The organism is Hymenobacter cavernae, from assembly GCF_014641455.1.
GTDB lineage: Bacteria > Bacteroidota > Bacteroidia > Cytophagales > Hymenobacteraceae > Hymenobacter > Hymenobacter cavernae.
On sequence record NZ_BMHT01000012.1, the window covers coordinates 1 to 15198 of the forward strand.

Below are 15198 nucleotides of genomic sequence, written 5' to 3' on the forward strand. Positions count from 1 at the left end.
CTGCTGCCATTTTTGCGCAAAGCAGTACTGCCGCATTTGGCACACGGTAAGATCGTCTGAAGCATGCCCCTAACCTACTAAAAACCACCTTCTAGACCACCGCCAAGCCATCATGCTGACGCCAGGATGCATGCCGCGTGCAATGGCAACCCTAAACCATGAGGGTTTACCCGTTACGCGAGGTACTTCCTGTCGTCAGCATGACGTTCTAAAGCGGCGAAAGCACTCGCTTTTGCTGCCGACAGCTAGCCTATTAAGCCAGCGCCTGCTCCAGATCCGCCAGCAACTCTTCTACTGGCTCAATGCCAATTGACAGCCGCACCAGTCCCGTCGTGATACCTAGGTTTTGCTGCTGCTCCGACGTCAGGGCGCGGTGCGAGGTACCGAGCGGATACGACAACGACGAATCTACTCCGGCGAGTGAGGGCGCAAAAGGGAAGCGTTTCACCCGGCGCATGAAATCATTCACGGCTTCGGCGTCATCAGCTAATAGAATAGACATCATGCCACCAAACATACCTGCTCCTTGCTTAGCGGCTAGTGCATGTTGAGGGTGCTGCTCCAAGCCCGGGTAATACACTTCTCGCACGCCTGTGTGATTAGCAAGGAAGCTGGCTATTACCAACGCATTGTGGCTGTGCTCGCGCACTCGCACTCGCAATGTTTTCAGTCCCCGTACCGCGAGCCAGCTTTCCATCGGACTAAGCGTTAAGCCATAAATCACTCCGATCTGCTTGAGGCGAGCCGCTATTGCTTCATCAGCTGCTACCACGACTCCTGCCGTTACGTCGCTATGGCCCGCCAGGTATTTCGTCACACTATGTAGCGCAATATCAGCACCTAACGCAAGCGGACGCGTGATAACAGGAGTAGCAAACGTATTATCGACTACCAGCTTCAGCCCGTGCCAGTGGCATTCTTCTGCCAGCCGACCTAGGTCTGCTACGCGCAGCAATGGGTTGCTGATGGTTTCAGCCAGCATCAGGCGCGTGGTAGGCCGCACAAACTGCTGTAAATCGTAGAATTGCTCGAAGGGCACGTACGTTACTGTAATTCCCATTCGGCTTAGCTCGGCATTCAGCAGCGTGGACGAACCGCCATAAATATCAGCGGCGCACAGCACATGGTCGCCCGCTTGGCAATACGCCAGGATGGCGGCGAAAATGGCAGCCATCCCCGAACCTGTAGCAATGGCACCCGTGCCACCTTCCAGCCGATTGATAGCGTCGGCTAGCTCATCGGAGTTCGGGTTTCCATTTCGCGAGTACAAATAGCGGCTGCCGGGCTCACTGAAGTACGATTCTAGTTCGTTGAGGTCTTCAAACTTGAAAACTGAGGTCTGATAAATGGGAGTGATTTTGGGGCGAATATCCATGAGCCGCTGATAAAACAAAAAGCCTTTCCTCGGTAAAGGAAAGGCTTTTCGCAAGGAATTCAGAACAAAAAGCTAGGCTGCTACGCCTTCCGCCAGCACAATCACGTTATTACGCAGCACTTCCACCACGCCACCTTCAATGCGAAATGCCTCACGGCCGCCGCCACTCGTCACGGTGATGGTGCCCGCTTTTAGGGCGCTAATCAGCGGAGCGTGGTTGTTCAATACTTCAAATAGCCCATCGGAGCCCGGAAACTGAGCCGAGGTTACTTCCCCCGCGAATACTTTTCGGTCCGGTGTGATGATTTCTAGATGCATTTTTTTGAGCTGTTAGCTTTTGGCTGTTAGCTATTAGCTCGATTCTGCCAGCCTTACTGCGAAGAGCTAACAGCTAACAGCTCAAAGAATTTACTTTGCTTCCGCAATCAGACGCTCACCTTTAACCACAGCATCTTCAATGGTGCCGACCAAGTTGAACGCTGCTTCGGGCAGGTGGTCGTACTTGCCGTCGATGATTTCGTTGAAGCCTCGGATGGTGTCTTTGATATCAACGAGTACGCCAGGTAAGCCCGTAAACTGCTCAGCCACGAAGAAAGGCTGCGACAAGAAGCGCTGCACCCGACGAGCGCGCGAAACCGTCTGCTTATCTTCCTCCGAGAGTTCGTCCATACCGAGGATAGCAATAATATCTTGCAGTTCCTTGTAGCGCTGCAGGATCTCTTTCACGCGTTGGGCCGTGTCGTAGTGCTCGCTGCCAAGTATGGTAGCATCTAGGATGCGCGACGTAGAATCGAGTGGGTCAACGGCGGGGTAGATACCTAGCTCGGAAATCTTCCGCGACAATACCGTGGTAGCATCCAAGTGAGCAAAGGTGTTCGCCGGAGCCGGGTCAGTCAAGTCATCAGCAGGCACATATACGGCTTGTACTGAGGTGATTGACCCACGCTTGGTCGAGGTGATACGCTCCTGCATGGCGCCCATTTCGGTAGCCAGCGTGGGCTGATAACCTACGGCCGAAGGCATACGACCCAGCAGAGCCGATACTTCTGAACCCGCCTGCGTGAAGCGGAAGATGTTGTCGATGAAGAACAGGATGTCGCGACCAGCACCGGTGCCATCACCGTCGCGGAAGCTTTCGGCAATCGTCAGACCCGACAAAGCCACCCGAGCACGCGCTCCTGGAGGCTCGTTCATCTGGCCGAATACCAGCGTTGCCTGCGATTTCTCTAGCTCAGCCTGGTCCACTTTCGTGAGGTCCCAGCCGCCTTGCTCCATTGAGTGCTTGAACTCAGCGCCGTAGCGGATGATGTCCGACTCAATGAATTCGCGCAGCAGGTCGTTGCCTTCGCGGGTACGCTCACCCACCCCAGCAAACACCGACAGACCCGAATAAGCCTTGGCGATGTTGTTGATAAGCTCTTGGATCAGAACCGTTTTACCTACACCAGCACCACCGAACAGACCGATCTTACCACCCTTTACATAAGGAGCGAGCAAATCGATTACTTTGATACCCGTGAAAAATACTTCCGACGTAGTAGCCAAGTCTTCAAACGGCGGCGCCGAGCGGTGAATAGATAGGCCGCCGTTGCTTTTAGGCTGCGGAATACCATCAATCGCCTGCCCAATTACGTTGAACAAGCGGCCTTTTACGCCGTCGCCGGTGGGCATGGAGATCGGCGAACCTAGGTCGCGAACTACTGCGCCGCGGGTCAGGCCCTCGGTCGAGTCCATGGCAATCGTGCGCACCCGGTCTTCGCCGAGGTGTTGCTGGCACTCGAGGATAACCACCTGGCCGTTGTCTTTGGTGACTTCGAGCGCATCGAGGATGTTAGGAAGGCGTGTGTCTTCACCCGCGAAGCTCACGTCCACGACGGGACCAATGACCTGGGTGATTTTTCCGTTATTCGCCATTGCGTGTGTTTATCTTATCTTTAATTAGATGGGAGCAAGGTTTCAGGCTGCAAAACTACGGTTAAAACGTCGCTTTGCCAAGGCTCTATCCAGAGTATCGCTTCCCCTGGCCTGAAGTTCTGAAAATCAGCCGTTCAGCTACTCAAAAAGGCCCTTCCAGAAGCTAGGGTGCAGAATTATTTGAAAAAATATTTGCGGCAAAGTTTGCCTTGAATCATTCCCATCGTACATTTGCACACCCAAACGGCAGAGCGGTTTGGAAATTGTCCGATGGTGTAACTGGCAACACGCTTGATTTTGATTCAAGAAAGTCCAGGTTCGAGCCCTGGTCGGACAACTTAAGTAAAGCGAAAGGCGCTGATATTCCGTTTAGGAAATCAGCGCCTTTCGCTTTTTTATTGCCATTGTGTATCGCTTACTTTTGCTTTCCCCCTTCTTTGTATTGCCATGCCTCCACAGGTCAAGATTTTTGCGGGTAACGCTTCCCACGAGCTAGGTGAGAAAATAGCCGCCGCTTACGGCACCCGCCTCGGTGACTTAAGCATTCAACGCTTCGCCGATACGGAGCTAGGTCCTAGCTTCAACGAGAGCGTACGCGGCTGCGCTGTGTTCCTGATTCAGAGCACCTTCCCGCCCGCCGAAAACCTAATGGAGCTGATGCTGATGGTGGATGCGGCCAAGCGCGCTTCCGCGGCTTCCGTCACCATCGTGATGCCATACTACGGCTATGCCCGCCAGGACCGCAAAGACAAGCCTAGGGTAAGCATCGGCGCCAAAGTAGTAGCCGACTTCGTGCAAAGCGTTGGTACTGACCGCCTCATGACCTGTGACCTGCACGCGGGCCAGATTCAGGGTTTCTTCGACATTCCCGTGGATCATCTGGACGGCGCCGCCGTGACGGTTCCTTATATTAAGTCGCTGAATCTGGCGAACCTCATCTTCGCCTCGCCCGATGTGGGCGGCGTGGTGCGCACCCGCGCCATTGCTAAACGCTTCGGGGCTGAAATCGTGGTGTGCGACAAAATGCGTTTGCGGGCGAATGAAATTGCCTCTATGCAGGTAATTGGTGATGTGACCGGCCAGGATGTAGTGCTGGTAGATGACATCGTAGATACAGCTGGGACGATCTGCAAAGCGGCTGAGCTACTGATGGAACGCGGCGCTAGCTCGGTGCGCGCCATCGTAACCCATGCCCTACTCAGCGGCCCGGCCCACGACCGGATTCGGGCTTCGGTTTTGGAAGAGCTTATCATAACCGACACTATTCCATTGCGGCAGGAAAACCATAAAATCAGAGTCCTTTCTGTCTCCGATTTGTTTGCGCAGGCCATCCGGAATGTGGTTACGCACGAGTCGATCAGCTCGCTATTTATATAACCTCTTTAGCTTTCAAGCTATTAGCATTCAAGGGCTTCTCTGGCAAATACAGAGAAGCCCTTTTTGTTATGTAACAATACTGCTATCTTTGCGGCCCGTTTGCCCATGTTGGGTAAGTGTTTTATTTTCTTCAAAAGAACACGTTTATGAAAAGCCTCGAGATTGTAGGGTTTAAAAGAGCGAATCTCGGTAAGAAGGATGCTAAGGCGCTGCGCCTAGATTCCTATGTACCGTGCGTATTGTACGGTGGCCAAGAGCAAGTGCACTTCTCGGCTCCCGCTATTCTTTTCCGCGAGTTGCTGTACACGCCGGAAGTTCACATTGTTGATCTGAACGTAGAAGGTACGATGTACCGCGCTATCGTGCAGGACGCCCAGTTCCACCCCGTGAACGAAATGCTGCTGCACGTTGACTTCCTCGAATTGCAGGAAGGCAAAGAAGTTAAAATGGAAGTACCCGTGCAGTTCGTAGGCGTTTCGCCGGGCGTTCAGCAAGGTGGTAAGCTGGTGACGAAGCTGCGCAAAATCAAGGTGCGCGCGCTGCCTGAGAACCTGCCTGATTCTGTGAAAGTAGACATCAGCGACCTGGAACTGGGTAAGTCGATCAAGGTGAACAAAGTAACGCCTGAGAGCTACACCATCCTCACCAACCCGCTTGCTCCTATCGCTACCGTGACCATCCCACGTGCGCTGAAAGGCCAGATGGGCAGCTAATTCAGCTGAACCACGGACTCGGGCGGATTTTTTGGCCGCTCAGTTTATTTGAAAATAAAAAGCCGTCTGTAACCAGACGGCTTTTTTGTGTGGTTAAGAGAAAGAACCGACTACAGAATCCGCGGAATCCGACAAATACGTCGAATCCGTGGTTTAGACATAACGATGAAACACCTTGTTTTAGGCCTAGGTAATATTGGCCCTGAGTATGCGAACACACGGCATAACATCGGCTTTATGGTAGCCGATTATCTGGCCGAAAAACACGATGCGCGCTTTGAGCTAGGTCGGCATGCGTTCGTCGCGGAAATCAAGCACAAAGGCAAAACGTTCGTGCTGGTGAAGCCGACCACTTACATGAACCTGAGTGGTAAAGCCGCCGCGCATTATCTGACCAGCCTCAAAATTCCGATAGCGAACATGATTGTCGTGACCGACGACCTAGCCCTCCCCTACGGCAAGTTGCGCTTGAAAGGCAAAGGCTCGGCTGGCGGGCACAATGGCTTGAAGCACATTCAGGAAACGCTCAGCACGGATGAATACGCCCGCCTGCGCTTCGGTGTGGACGCTAATTTCTCGAAGGGCCGGCAAGTTGATTATGTATTAAATCCCTTTTCCGCCGACGAGCAAGTTGATTTACCCACGCACATCGAGAAAGCCGCCGACGCCGTGCTGCTGTTCGGCCTGCAAGGCTTGGAGCGCACGATGAATGTCGTAAATACGAAGTAAAAGATTATGTAGCGCGAAGCCTGCGCTTCGCATATCGTTGAACGATCTAACCTAGGTCTACCTAGCACAAGTCGTTCAACGATACGCGAAGCGTAGGCTTCGCGCTACAGCTATAAAGCAGTTCTACGCTACGTGGCTGCCATTACGCACTTCGTGGCCAGGCTGCATCAAAGCTAGGCTACCGTCAGCATTTTCGGCCAATAGCAGCATGCCTTGGCTAGTAATTCCTTTAATCTCGCGGGGAGCTAGGTTGGCGAGCACCATGACTTGCTGCCCGATAAGTGCCTCTGGAATAAAGAATTCCGCGATGCCACTGACGATGGTGCGCCGATCCAGGCCCGTATCAACGGTGAGCTTCAGCAGCTTCTTGGTTTTGGCTACTTTCTCGGCGGCTACTACAGTACCGATGCGGATATCCATGCGCTGAAAATCTTCAAACGACACGTTCTCCTTGGCGGGTGCGGCAACGGCGTTAGCTAGCTCGTTCGCTTTTTTGGTATCGAGCAGCTTTTGCACTTGCGCGTCTACCGTGGCATCCTCAATCGGTTGGAAGAGCAGGTGTGAAGTCGGAGCTAGAGCATGACCAGCTAGCAAGAGATTAGACCTGCCAGCTTCGGACCATTGCCCCTTCTCCACTTGCAACATGGCGCCTAAGTTGGCGGCGGCATTTGGGAGGAAAGGCTCTAGCAATGTAACTAAGCTAGCTGCTAATTGTAACGCCACATGCAACACTGTACCTGTCCGAGCTTCGTCGGACTTAATAAGCTTCCATGGCTCAGTAGTAGCTAGATACTTATTACCCAGACGGCTCAGGTTCATTAATTCATTCAGCGCGTCGCGAAAACGATAATTATCAATCAGTTCACCGATGCGCTGCGGAAACTCGCTGAGCTGGCGCAGTACGTCCTCGTCTTCGGTGGTAAAGCCTACAGCGGCTGGTACTTTGCCCTCGAAGAACTTGTGCGTGAGCACCACGGCGCGGTTCACGAAATTACCTAGGTTGGCAACCAGCTCGTTGTTGTTGCGCGCCTGAAAGTCCTTCCAGGTGAAGTCGTTGTCCTTGGTTTCGGGCGCGTTGGCGCAGAGCACGTAGCGCAGCACGTCGGCTTTGCCGGGGAAATCGGCCAGGTACTCGTGCAACCATACGGCCCAGTTGCGCGACGTCGAGATTTTGTCGCCTTCCAGATTCAGGAATTCGTTGGCGGGCACATTATCGGGCAGAATATAATCGCCGTGCGCCTTGAGCATCACTGGGAAAATGATGCAGTGGAACACGATGTTATCCTTACCAATAAAATGCACGAGCTTAGTACCGCTGTCTTTCCAGTAGGTTTCCCAGGTGTCCGGCAATAAATCCTTAGTAGCTGATATGTAGCCAATTGGCGCGTCGAACCACACGTAGAGCACTTTACCATCGGCGCCAGGCACTGGTACGGGCACGCCCCAATCTAGGTCGCGCGTTACGGCGCGGGGGTGCAAGCCCTGGTCAATCCACGATTTGCACTGCCCGTACACGTTGGTTTTCCAGTCGCTTTTGTGGCCTTCCACAATCCACTCGCGCAGCCACGGTTCGTACTGATCGAGCGGCAAATACCAGTGCTTAGTTTCGCGCAGCACCGGCTGATTGCCGCTGAGCATGCTGCGCGGATTAATTAACTCGGTGGGGCTGAGCGAGGAGCCGCATTTTTCGCACTGGTCGCCGTAGGCATTTTCGTTGCCACAATTCGGGCACGTACCCACAATATAGCGGTCGGCAAGAAACTGCTCAGCTTGCTCATCGTAATACTGCTGCGAGGTTTGCTCGATGAATTTATTCTCTTCGTACAGTTTTTCGAAAAACCCGCTGGCAACTTCACGGTGCGTTTCAGAAGAAGTGCGCGAATAAATATCGAACGACACGCCGAAATCAGAAAAGGAATCCCGAATTAAGGCGTGATATTTATCGACTACTTGCTGCGGCGTAACGCCTTCTTTCTGAGCACGAATGGTGATGGGCACTCCGTGTTCATCGGAGCCGCAGATGAATTTTACATCCCGCCCAGCGGCACGTAGGTAGCGCACGTAAATATCGGCGGGCAAATAAACGCCGGCCAGGTGCCCGATGTGCACCGGACCATTGGCGTAAGGCAAAGCCGCCGTGACTGTATAACGTTGAGGATCAGAAGGCATGAGCAAGAAAACAGAAAAGCGGTAAACAAACCAAAAGCGCCCAGCCATAGAAAGCGGGCTAAACTAACTGCAAAAGAACAAGGAAAAAAAAGGAAATAAGCGGCGGGAACAGCGTAAAACTTCTTGAAGAATTAATTGCTGCTTTCGTGAGCAAGCTCATCCATTTACGTCCTTTGTTTGCCATCAACCAGAAGCCACTAACTCATCTTTCCCATGAAAAAAGATTCGCAGGAGCAACCTGAGAAAAAAGCCAAGAAAACACCAGCTGAAAAAGCGCAGCGCAAAGCCGAAAAAGAGGCCGCTCGTGCAGCTGGTTCCTTGCAGGATAACCGTAGCGAGAAAAAGTCAGACCAGAAGAAGGCTCTTAAATCGGCCGCTAAGCAGCTCCAAAAAGAGCTGGATAAGCGCATGAACGAGGTGGTGAAACGGATTCGCAAAGAAACGAAAGCGCGCCTGAAGGAAGTGGTAAATGAAGCCTTACAACACGTAGATACCGAAACCGAGCGGCTGTTTGAGCAAGCCCTGCACAGCATTGTGCGGCACTACGACGGCGGCACACCGGGCGCTTCCGACAGCATTGCCACCACCAGCGACCTAGATGCCCCAGCCCCGCTCGACGTGCCGCTATTACCTGCCGAGGCGGGCGCCGATGGTACGGCCCTCGCCAGCGGCAAAGCCGCATCCGCAGTTCCAAAACCTAGCCCCCGCCGGGCACCTAGCCCTTCTGCTTCCGCCAGCCGGCGCGGACGAGCCTCTAAGCCTGCTGCCTCGTCGAAAGCTGCTCAGGACACCGCCGCCGCTGGCTCCCCCGACAATCCTACCTCATAAGGCATTTAATGCCAATCGATTATAAGCTGCTACCCCGTTGTTTCTATTAACTGACAACGGGGTAGCTCTTTTATTAATAGCTGGTAGCGCGGCGCAGCGTGTCAATAGGAGCGTCGTTATTGAGGCGACGGATGCGCGTTTCGGGTGTGGTGTTATTGGGGTCGTTGGTATTTACACTTTCCGGCCGCTTCCGATTATTAATGCTGCTTGCCTGCTCTCCCAGGCGCACACGGCCCGGCGTGGCATCAGGCACTGAGCCGCCGTAGCCACCGCCGCTATTATAAGCCGCTTGCCGGTCGGCGTCGGAGCGAATTTCGGTGGGTACGCGCGGTTGTTCAATCTCAGCGCCTTCTTGCGCTGCCGTACAAGCCCCGAGTAGGCCACCCGCCAACAACAGCAGACGGGCTCCAAAAAAAAGAGAAGTAGAATATGGTGTCATGGAGAAGTGCGTTCTAAAAAGCTGATCATTAGCAGACCTAGCTTTGTACAACGCACTTCCCGGGTTTGAGTTGGCTTCTTTTCTTACTTGATTTTCTCGAACAGCATTCCGTCCGAATCCATGCAGTAGCGCAGGCCGGTGGGCTGCGGGCCGTCGTCGAAGACGTGACCTAGGTGGCCGCCGCACTTGGCGCACACTACTTCGTCGCGGCTCATGCCCAGGCTGTTGTCGGCCGTCACTTTCAGGCTGGCGTTGGTGGCCGGCGCCCAGAAGCTAGGCCAGCCAGTACCCGACTCAAACTTGGTGTCGGAAGAAAACAGCAGGTTGTGGTCGGCAGCGCAGTAGTAGTTACCTTTTTCGTGGTTGTCGAAATACTTATTCGAAAACGCCCGTTCCGTGCCCCGCTGGCGCAGGATGTAATACTGAGCTGGCGTAAGCTGCTGGCGCCACTCCGCCTCCGTTTTGCGCACCGGAAACTCGTCGGGCTTGTGTGTAACGATCTGCGGCTTAGGGTACGACTTCGCTGAGCCCGTGGGCTTGGTAGCAGCCTGTGGTTTTGCGACGGCCACCTCGGTCCGCTTCTGGGAGCAGGCCGAATTCAGGGTGAGCACCGATAGTGCCAGAATCAGAAAAGAAGAATGCAAAGACATGTATGTATAAAGAAATGAGAGAGTAAGGCGAACTAGCTAACCTAGTTTTGCTGTTTGCTCAACATACGCAGTGCAACTTCTGTTCGGTTGGCGCACCAATAGAGGATTTATGATTGCCTAATCTTAACAATTGATTTACACGGGTTTTCCCGCCTTTATTGCGTACCTTTGCGCCCGCAAAACTCTTTGTATGCAGAACATTCGGAATATAGCCATCATTGCCCACGTTGACCACGGCAAGACCACGCTCGTGGACAAAATCATTCATGCCTCGAAGCTTTTCGACGAGCACCAGCACTTCGACGATCTGATCCTCGACAACAATGACTTGGAGCGTGAGCGTGGCATTACTATCGTCAGCAAAAACGTATCAGTCCGTTATAAGGACGTAAAAATCAACATCATCGATACCCCTGGTCACGCCGACTTTGGTGGTGAGGTGGAACGCGTACTGAAAATGGCCGACGGCGTGCTTCTGCTCGTCGACGCCTTCGAAGGCGCCATGCCCCAAACGCGTTTCGTACTGGGCAAAGCTATTGACCTAGGTCTGAAGCCTATCGTGGTGGTGAACAAGGTTGACAAGGAAAACTGCCGTCCCGATGAGGTGCACGAGCAGGTATTTGACCTGATGTTCAACCTAGGTGCTTCGGAAGATCAGCTGGACTTCGTGACGCTGTATGGCTCGTCGAAGCAGGGTTGGATGAGCACTGACTGGAAGGTAAAAACCGACAGCATCATTCCGCTGCTCGACGCGGTAGTAGCTTCTATCCCGCCGGCTCCTACCTTGGATGGCACGCCGCAAATGCAGGTTACCTCGCTCGACTACTCGTCGTTCGTAGGTCGTATTGCTATCGGTCGTGTGCACCGCGGCACGCTGCGTGAAGGCGCCAACATGAGCCTGATGAAGGCTGATGGCAGCGTTAAAAAAGTAAAGATCAAAGACCTGCAAGTTTTTGAAGGTCTGGGCAAAGTGAAGGTAGCCGAAGTTAGCTCAGGCGAAATCTGCGCGGTAACGGGCATCGAAGGCTTTGACATTGGCGACACCATCGCCGACGCTGACAACCCAGAGGCACTGACGCGCATCAGCATCGACGAGCCGACGATGAACATGCTGTTCACCATCAACAACTCGCCGTTCTTCGGTAAAGAAGGTAAGTTTGTGACTTCGCGTCACTTGCGCGACCGTCTGTTCAAAGAGACTGAGAAAAACCTAGCTCTGCGCGTAAAGGAAACTGACAAAGAAGATACATTCCTGGTGTACGGCCGGGGTATCCTTCACTTGTCGGTACTTATCGAGACCATGCGTCGCGAAGGATTTGAGTTGCAGGTAGGTCAGCCTCAGGTTCTTTTCAAAGAAGACGACAACGGCAACCGTTTGGAGCCCGTTGAGCACTTGGTAGTTGACGTGCCGGAGGAAACCGCTGGTAAGGTTATCGAATTGGTAACCATGCGTAAAGGCGAGCTGACCATCATGGAGCCCAAAGGCGACTTGCAGCACCTAGAGTTCAACATTCCTTCCCGTGGTCTGATTGGCTTGCGTAACAACGTGCTGACCGCTACCGCTGGTGAGGCCATTATGAACCACCGCTTCTCGGCTTATGAGCCCTACAAAGGCGTAATTCCGGGCCGTATCTCTGGTTCGCTGATCTCGATGGATACGGGTGCTGGCACCGCATACACCATCGACAAGATGCAGGACCGCGGCGAGTTCTTTGTTGATCCGGGCGAGGAAGTATACGCTGGTCAGGTTATCGGCGAACACACCCGCCCCAACGACTTGACCATCAACATTCAGAAAGGCAAGAAGCTCACGAACATGCGTGCTTCGGGCTCGGACGAAAACGTGAAGATTGTACCGAAGCGTCAGTTTTCGCTGGAAGAAGCCATGGAATACATCCAAAAGGATGAGTACCTGGAAGTAACTCCGAAATCAGTGCGGATGCGTAAGATTCTGCTCGACGAAAACGAGCGTCTGCGTTCGGCCAAGAAAGTAGACTAGTTTTTAATAAGCTAGGTATAAAAAGGCGCGGCTTTAGTCGCGCCTTTTTTATTGGCCATACCGGATCGAATGTCGACCTGAGCACGTATTTTTACTAAGCTCTTTACTCCTACCTAGGTCTTTATGGATCCCGAAAACCGCAATAAGCGCGACTTACCCGAAGTAGTAGCTGAAATCTTAATTGAGCAGCAAGCCATACGTCAGACCCTGACGCAAATGCAGCAGCAGATGCAGCAACAAGCTGAGCAGATGCAGCAGCAAGCTGAACAGATACAGCGCAACCATGAGCAAACCATCAACGCCTTCAACCACATGACTACAGCTGTGCTAGATGCGATGAACCGCCAGACGGACCGGTACGACCGGACGGCGGACTCGCATACGCAGCACGAAACTGAAATCCGGGACTTAAGGCAGCGGGTAGAAGGTTTGGAGAAAACGGTATATAATAAAGCAGGTTAATTGCTGCTTTCCGCTTACAAACAAGAAGGCGGGACCTAGGTCCCGCCTTCTTGTTTGTATCTAAGCTGCGGCTTCTGAGTGGTCTTTTGCTTCGTGCTGAAAGCTGTAGTAGAGGTAATACAAGGCCGGCAGAATAAATAGGCTACCGAGCAACAGCGCCCAACCCAGCGCATTCATGGTAGCGGCGGGTGCCTGGTCTTTCAGCAGCGAAAGATTCGGCGCATCTTTCATCACCACAAAATCCGGGAAATGTCGGTAGCCGATAGCCAGCAGGATCATGGTTACCTGAAAACCTGCCAGCAGACGCGGCAACACCGTTTTCTCTTTGCTAACTGCGTACGCCATTACGCCCAGCGAAATGGTAGCCAGCAACACAGCTCCCGTACCGACTACGTTGCCGAAAATCCACTGTGCCAAAGGAATTTCTTCTACGCTGGCTGCCAAAAACACGAGCCCGCCGGCGATAAAAGCAATAACCGTCATTAGCTGAGTTTTGCGGATGAAGTAACGCTTGTCCTCTTCATTATCTGCCTCGCCAATGCTGTAGACGCTAGCCAGGTAGCCACACAAAGCCATCGTGAACACGCCTACGGCTACCGCAAACCAGTGCAACCAGGTGAATACATAAGCGGCCAGAAAATCGGGTGCCGTTGGGTCGATGTAGCCGGCGAGTACGCTTGGCGGCAATAACACCTAGGAAGAACGGGGTAATGGCGCTGGAAAGCACGAAAACACGGTTGTAAACCATCTGCATCTGGTCTTTCACCGCATCGTAGTGCCGGAACACGAAGGCCGTGCCCCGCGCAATGATGCCGAGCAGCATAACCAGCAGCGGAATGTGCAAGCTAACCGACATGACGCTGTAGATGCGCGGGAAGCCCACAAAGAGAATCACGACGGCAATAATCAGCCACATGTGATTGGCTTCCCAAATCGGCCCAATAGCGTGCGACATCGTGTGCCGGGCGGCGCGACGGTTTTTGCCGCTCGTAAATAGCTCCATGATGCCTGCCCCAAAATCGGCACCACCGAGTAGCAGATACAGCAGGATGGAGAGGCAGAGGTAAGTAATAACGACGTACTGCATGACGGCAACCCTAAACTGCGGCTAATTGCTGAGCGGGCCGGTCGTACAGTTCCGGCACCATCTTGATTTGGCGATAGAGCAGGAAAACCACAATCAGGCTGAGCGACATATACACGACCGTGAACAAGTAGAACGAGTACACGATGCCCGGCATTGGCGTTACGGCATCGGCGGTGCGCATAATGCCGTACATAATCCAGGGCTGCCGGCCCACCTCCGTTACGGTCCAGCCGGCTTCCACCGCAATAAAGCCGGCCGGAATAGCTGCTACAAAAAGCTTCAGAAACCAGTCAGCGCGCAGCCACTGCTTTTTGCGCCACAAGGCTAGGAAGTACAGCAGGGAAAGCGCCATCATGAACATACCTAGGCCTACCATCAGCTGAAAAGCCAGGTGCGGCACCAGTACAGGCGGGTGGTTTGCGGCTGAAATTCGGTCAAGGCCCATTACTTCCTGCTTGAAGTTGCCGTGCGCCAGGAAGCTTAGCATGCCCGGTATTTTGATGGCGTAATCGACGCGCTGCTCGGCCTCATTGGGTAGGCCGCCCAGCACCAGCGAAGCCGATTCCTCAGTGTGAAAATGCGCTTCCATAGCGGCTAGCTTCGCGGGCTGACGCTTGGCTACGTCTTTGGCCGAAAAGTCGCCGCTGAGAGGCTGAAGCACGGCCGCGACGGTAGCAAAGAGTGCTGCAATTCGGAAGGCATGCATGTGAAAACGCACGTTCTTGCGCTTCAGAATCATGAGAGCGTGCACGCCAGCCACGGCAAAACCAGTGGCCGCAAACGCTGCCAACGACATATGAATAGCCTGCGACAGCCACGCGTCGTTGAACATAGCCCGCATGGGGTCGATGTTCAGGTACTTGCCATCCACGTAGTCGAAGCCAGCGGGGCTGTTCATCCAGGCATTAGCTGCCACCACCAGAATGCCCGAAGCTAGCCCGCTGACGCCCACGACTACGCCGGTAAACCAGTGAAACCACGGATTAAACCGATTCCAGCCGTAGAGGAAAAAACCGAGGGCAATGGCCTCGATAAAAAACGCCGTGCCTTCCAGCGAAAACGGCATCCCGAAGATCGGGCCGGCGTGCTCCATGAAGCGCGGCCACAGCAAACCTAGCTCAAACGACAGCACGGTGCCCGAAACGGCGCCGGTAGCGAAGAAAATCGCAACTCCTTTGCTCCAGGCCTTCGTCAGGTTTTTGTAGGATTCATCGCCCTTGCGCAGCCATTGAAAGTGCGACACGGCCATGAAAAAAGGCATCACCATTCCGATGCACGAAAAGATGATGTGGAAGCCCAGCGATAACGCCATTTGCGAGCGGGCAGCAAGAAAATCGTCCATAATACGAGGCACTTAGCACGTGAAGCCATCAACTGATGGCAAGCGGGCCGGCATTATCACGACGAGGCTAGCCCGCTCTAAACTCCACGACTAAGGTAGGTGCCGTTTGCTACG

Annotated in this window: 15 protein-coding genes and 1 tRNA gene; 7 read left to right on the forward strand and 9 right to left on the reverse strand. The window is 53.6% G+C overall.

Annotated elements, in window-relative coordinates; genetic code table 11:
* Positions 1–253: 253 nt before the first annotated feature.
* From IEX74_RS22025 to atpD, 3 genes are all read right to left on the reverse strand, one after another.
* Entirely contained in the window at positions 254–1375 is a 1122-nt protein-coding gene (locus tag IEX74_RS22025; RefSeq protein ID WP_188816256.1) for a trans-sulfuration enzyme family protein, read from the reverse strand.
* Positions 1376–1447: 72 nt separating this feature from the next.
* Positions 1448–1693: an ATP synthase F1 subunit epsilon gene (gene atpC, locus IEX74_RS22030; protein ID WP_188816257.1), complete on the reverse strand. Its 246-nt coding sequence runs from the start codon at positions 1691–1693 to the stop codon at positions 1448–1450.
* A 90-nt stretch (positions 1694–1783) separates the two neighbouring features.
* On the reverse strand, positions 1784–3289 hold the full coding sequence (gene atpD / locus IEX74_RS22035; protein WP_188816258.1) for a F0F1 ATP synthase subunit beta: 1506 nt from the start codon (positions 3287–3289) through the stop codon (positions 1784–1786).
* Positions 3290–3553: 264 nt separating this feature from the next.
* On the opposite strand from atpD, the gene IEX74_RS22040 reads away from it, so the two are divergent.
* The 4 genes from IEX74_RS22040 to pth all read left to right on the forward strand — a co-directional run bounded on the left by IEX74_RS22040 (position 3554) and on the right by pth (position 6108).
* Positions 3554–3626: transfer RNA gene (locus tag IEX74_RS22040), tRNA-Gln, on the forward strand.
* A gap of 110 nt (positions 3627–3736) precedes the next feature.
* Positions 3737–4666 carry a ribose-phosphate pyrophosphokinase gene (locus IEX74_RS22045; protein ID WP_188816259.1) on the forward strand — a complete coding sequence of 310 codons (930 nt, stop codon included), beginning with the start codon at positions 3737–3739 and terminating at the stop codon, positions 4664–4666.
* A gap of 146 nt (positions 4667–4812) precedes the next feature.
* A complete protein-coding gene (locus IEX74_RS22050) occupies positions 4813–5379 on the forward strand; it encodes a 50S ribosomal protein L25/general stress protein Ctc (protein WP_188816260.1) in 567 nt (188 codons plus the stop codon).
* Positions 5380–5544: 165 nt separating this feature from the next.
* Positions 5545–6108: an aminoacyl-tRNA hydrolase gene (gene pth / locus IEX74_RS22055; RefSeq protein ID WP_188816261.1), complete on the forward strand. Its 564-nt coding sequence runs from the start codon at positions 5545–5547 to the stop codon at positions 6106–6108.
* 123 nt (positions 6109–6231) lie between these two features.
* On the opposite strand, the gene metG is transcribed toward pth, so the two are convergent.
* A complete protein-coding gene (gene metG / locus IEX74_RS22060; protein ID WP_188816262.1) occupies positions 6232–8277 on the reverse strand; it encodes a methionine--tRNA ligase in 2046 nt (681 codons plus the stop codon).
* Between the two features lie 213 nt (positions 8278–8490).
* Here metG and IEX74_RS22065 point away from each other — a divergent pair, with 213 nt between their 5' ends.
* The gene (locus IEX74_RS22065; RefSeq protein WP_188816263.1) at positions 8491–9105 is read left to right on the forward strand and encodes a hypothetical protein; all 615 of its coding nucleotides are present in this window, start codon (positions 8491–8493) and stop codon (positions 9103–9105) included.
* Between the two features lie 73 nt (positions 9106–9178).
* Here the strand turns inward: IEX74_RS22065 and IEX74_RS22070 are convergent, their stop codons facing one another.
* Entirely contained in the window at positions 9179–9544 is a 366-nt protein-coding gene (locus tag IEX74_RS22070; protein ID WP_188816264.1) for a hypothetical protein, read from the reverse strand.
* An 83-nt stretch (positions 9545–9627) separates the two neighbouring features.
* On the reverse strand, positions 9628–10194 hold the full coding sequence (gene msrB, locus IEX74_RS22075; protein WP_188816265.1) for a peptide-methionine (R)-S-oxide reductase MsrB: 567 nt from the start codon (positions 10192–10194) through the stop codon (positions 9628–9630).
* Positions 10195–10384: 190 nt separating this feature from the next.
* Here msrB and typA point away from each other — a divergent pair, with 190 nt between their 5' ends.
* Together typA and IEX74_RS22085 are read left to right on the forward strand one after the other, a co-directional pair.
* The gene (gene typA, locus IEX74_RS22080) at positions 10385–12193 is read left to right on the forward strand and encodes a translational GTPase TypA (protein ID WP_188816266.1); all 1809 of its coding nucleotides are present in this window, start codon (positions 10385–10387) and stop codon (positions 12191–12193) included.
* A 123-nt stretch (positions 12194–12316) separates the two neighbouring features.
* Positions 12317–12655: a transposase gene (locus IEX74_RS22085; RefSeq protein WP_188816267.1), complete on the forward strand. Its 339-nt coding sequence runs from the start codon at positions 12317–12319 to the stop codon at positions 12653–12655.
* Positions 12656–12715: 60 nt separating this feature from the next.
* Here the strand turns inward: IEX74_RS22085 and IEX74_RS23315 are convergent, their stop codons facing one another.
* The 3 genes from IEX74_RS23315 to IEX74_RS22095 are packed head-to-tail and all read right to left on the reverse strand — an operon-like array spanning position 12716 to position 15084.
* Positions 12716–13240: a cytochrome d ubiquinol oxidase subunit II gene (locus tag IEX74_RS23315; protein ID WP_373285593.1), complete on the reverse strand. Its 525-nt coding sequence runs from the start codon at positions 13238–13240 to the stop codon at positions 12716–12718.
* Positions 13206–13742, reverse strand: a complete 537-nt coding sequence (locus IEX74_RS23415; protein ID WP_262892054.1) for a cytochrome d ubiquinol oxidase subunit II — start codon at positions 13740–13742, stop codon at positions 13206–13208. Before IEX74_RS23415 ends, IEX74_RS23315 begins: the two co-directional genes overlap by 35 nt.
* Positions 13743–13752: 10 nt before the next feature.
* The gene (locus IEX74_RS22095; RefSeq protein WP_188816268.1) at positions 13753–15084 is read right to left on the reverse strand and encodes a cytochrome ubiquinol oxidase subunit I; all 1332 of its coding nucleotides are present in this window, start codon (positions 15082–15084) and stop codon (positions 13753–13755) included.
* Positions 15085–15198 lie beyond the last annotated feature (114 nt).

What these genes read in the sequence shown, in the direction of transcription:
- IEX74_RS22025 (WP_188816256.1), bottom strand. Translation starts at nt 1,375, where the DNA reads ATGGATATTCGCCCCAAAATCACTCCCATTTATCAGACCTCAGTTTTC.
- atpC (WP_188816257.1), bottom strand. Translation starts at nt 1,693, where the DNA reads ATGCATCTAGAAATCATCACACCGGACCGAAAAGTATTCGCGGGGGAA.
- atpD (WP_188816258.1), bottom strand. Translation starts at nt 3,289, where the DNA reads ATGGCGAATAACGGAAAAATCACCCAGGTCATTGGTCCCGTCGTGGAC.
- IEX74_RS22045 (WP_188816259.1), top strand. Translation starts at nt 3,737, where the DNA reads ATGCCTCCACAGGTCAAGATTTTTGCGGGTAACGCTTCCCACGAGCTA.
- IEX74_RS22050 (WP_188816260.1), top strand. Translation starts at nt 4,813, where the DNA reads ATGAAAAGCCTCGAGATTGTAGGGTTTAAAAGAGCGAATCTCGGTAAG.
- pth (WP_188816261.1), top strand. Translation starts at nt 5,545, where the DNA reads ATGAAACACCTTGTTTTAGGCCTAGGTAATATTGGCCCTGAGTATGCG.
- metG (WP_188816262.1), bottom strand. Translation starts at nt 8,277, where the DNA reads ATGCCTTCTGATCCTCAACGTTATACAGTCACGGCGGCTTTGCCTTAC.
- IEX74_RS22065 (WP_188816263.1), top strand. Translation starts at nt 8,491, where the DNA reads ATGAAAAAAGATTCGCAGGAGCAACCTGAGAAAAAAGCCAAGAAAACA.
- IEX74_RS22070 (WP_188816264.1), bottom strand. Translation starts at nt 9,544, where the DNA reads ATGACACCATATTCTACTTCTCTTTTTTTTGGAGCCCGTCTGCTGTTG.
- msrB (WP_188816265.1), bottom strand. Translation starts at nt 10,194, where the DNA reads ATGTCTTTGCATTCTTCTTTTCTGATTCTGGCACTATCGGTGCTCACC.
- typA (WP_188816266.1), top strand. Translation starts at nt 10,385, where the DNA reads ATGCAGAACATTCGGAATATAGCCATCATTGCCCACGTTGACCACGGC.
- IEX74_RS22085 (WP_188816267.1), top strand. Translation starts at nt 12,317, where the DNA reads ATGGATCCCGAAAACCGCAATAAGCGCGACTTACCCGAAGTAGTAGCT.
- IEX74_RS23415 (WP_262892054.1), bottom strand. Translation starts at nt 13,742, where the DNA reads ATGCAGTACGTCGTTATTACTTACCTCTGCCTCTCCATCCTGCTGTAT.
- IEX74_RS22095 (WP_188816268.1), bottom strand. Translation starts at nt 15,084, where the DNA reads ATGGACGATTTTCTTGCTGCCCGCTCGCAAATGGCGTTATCGCTGGGC.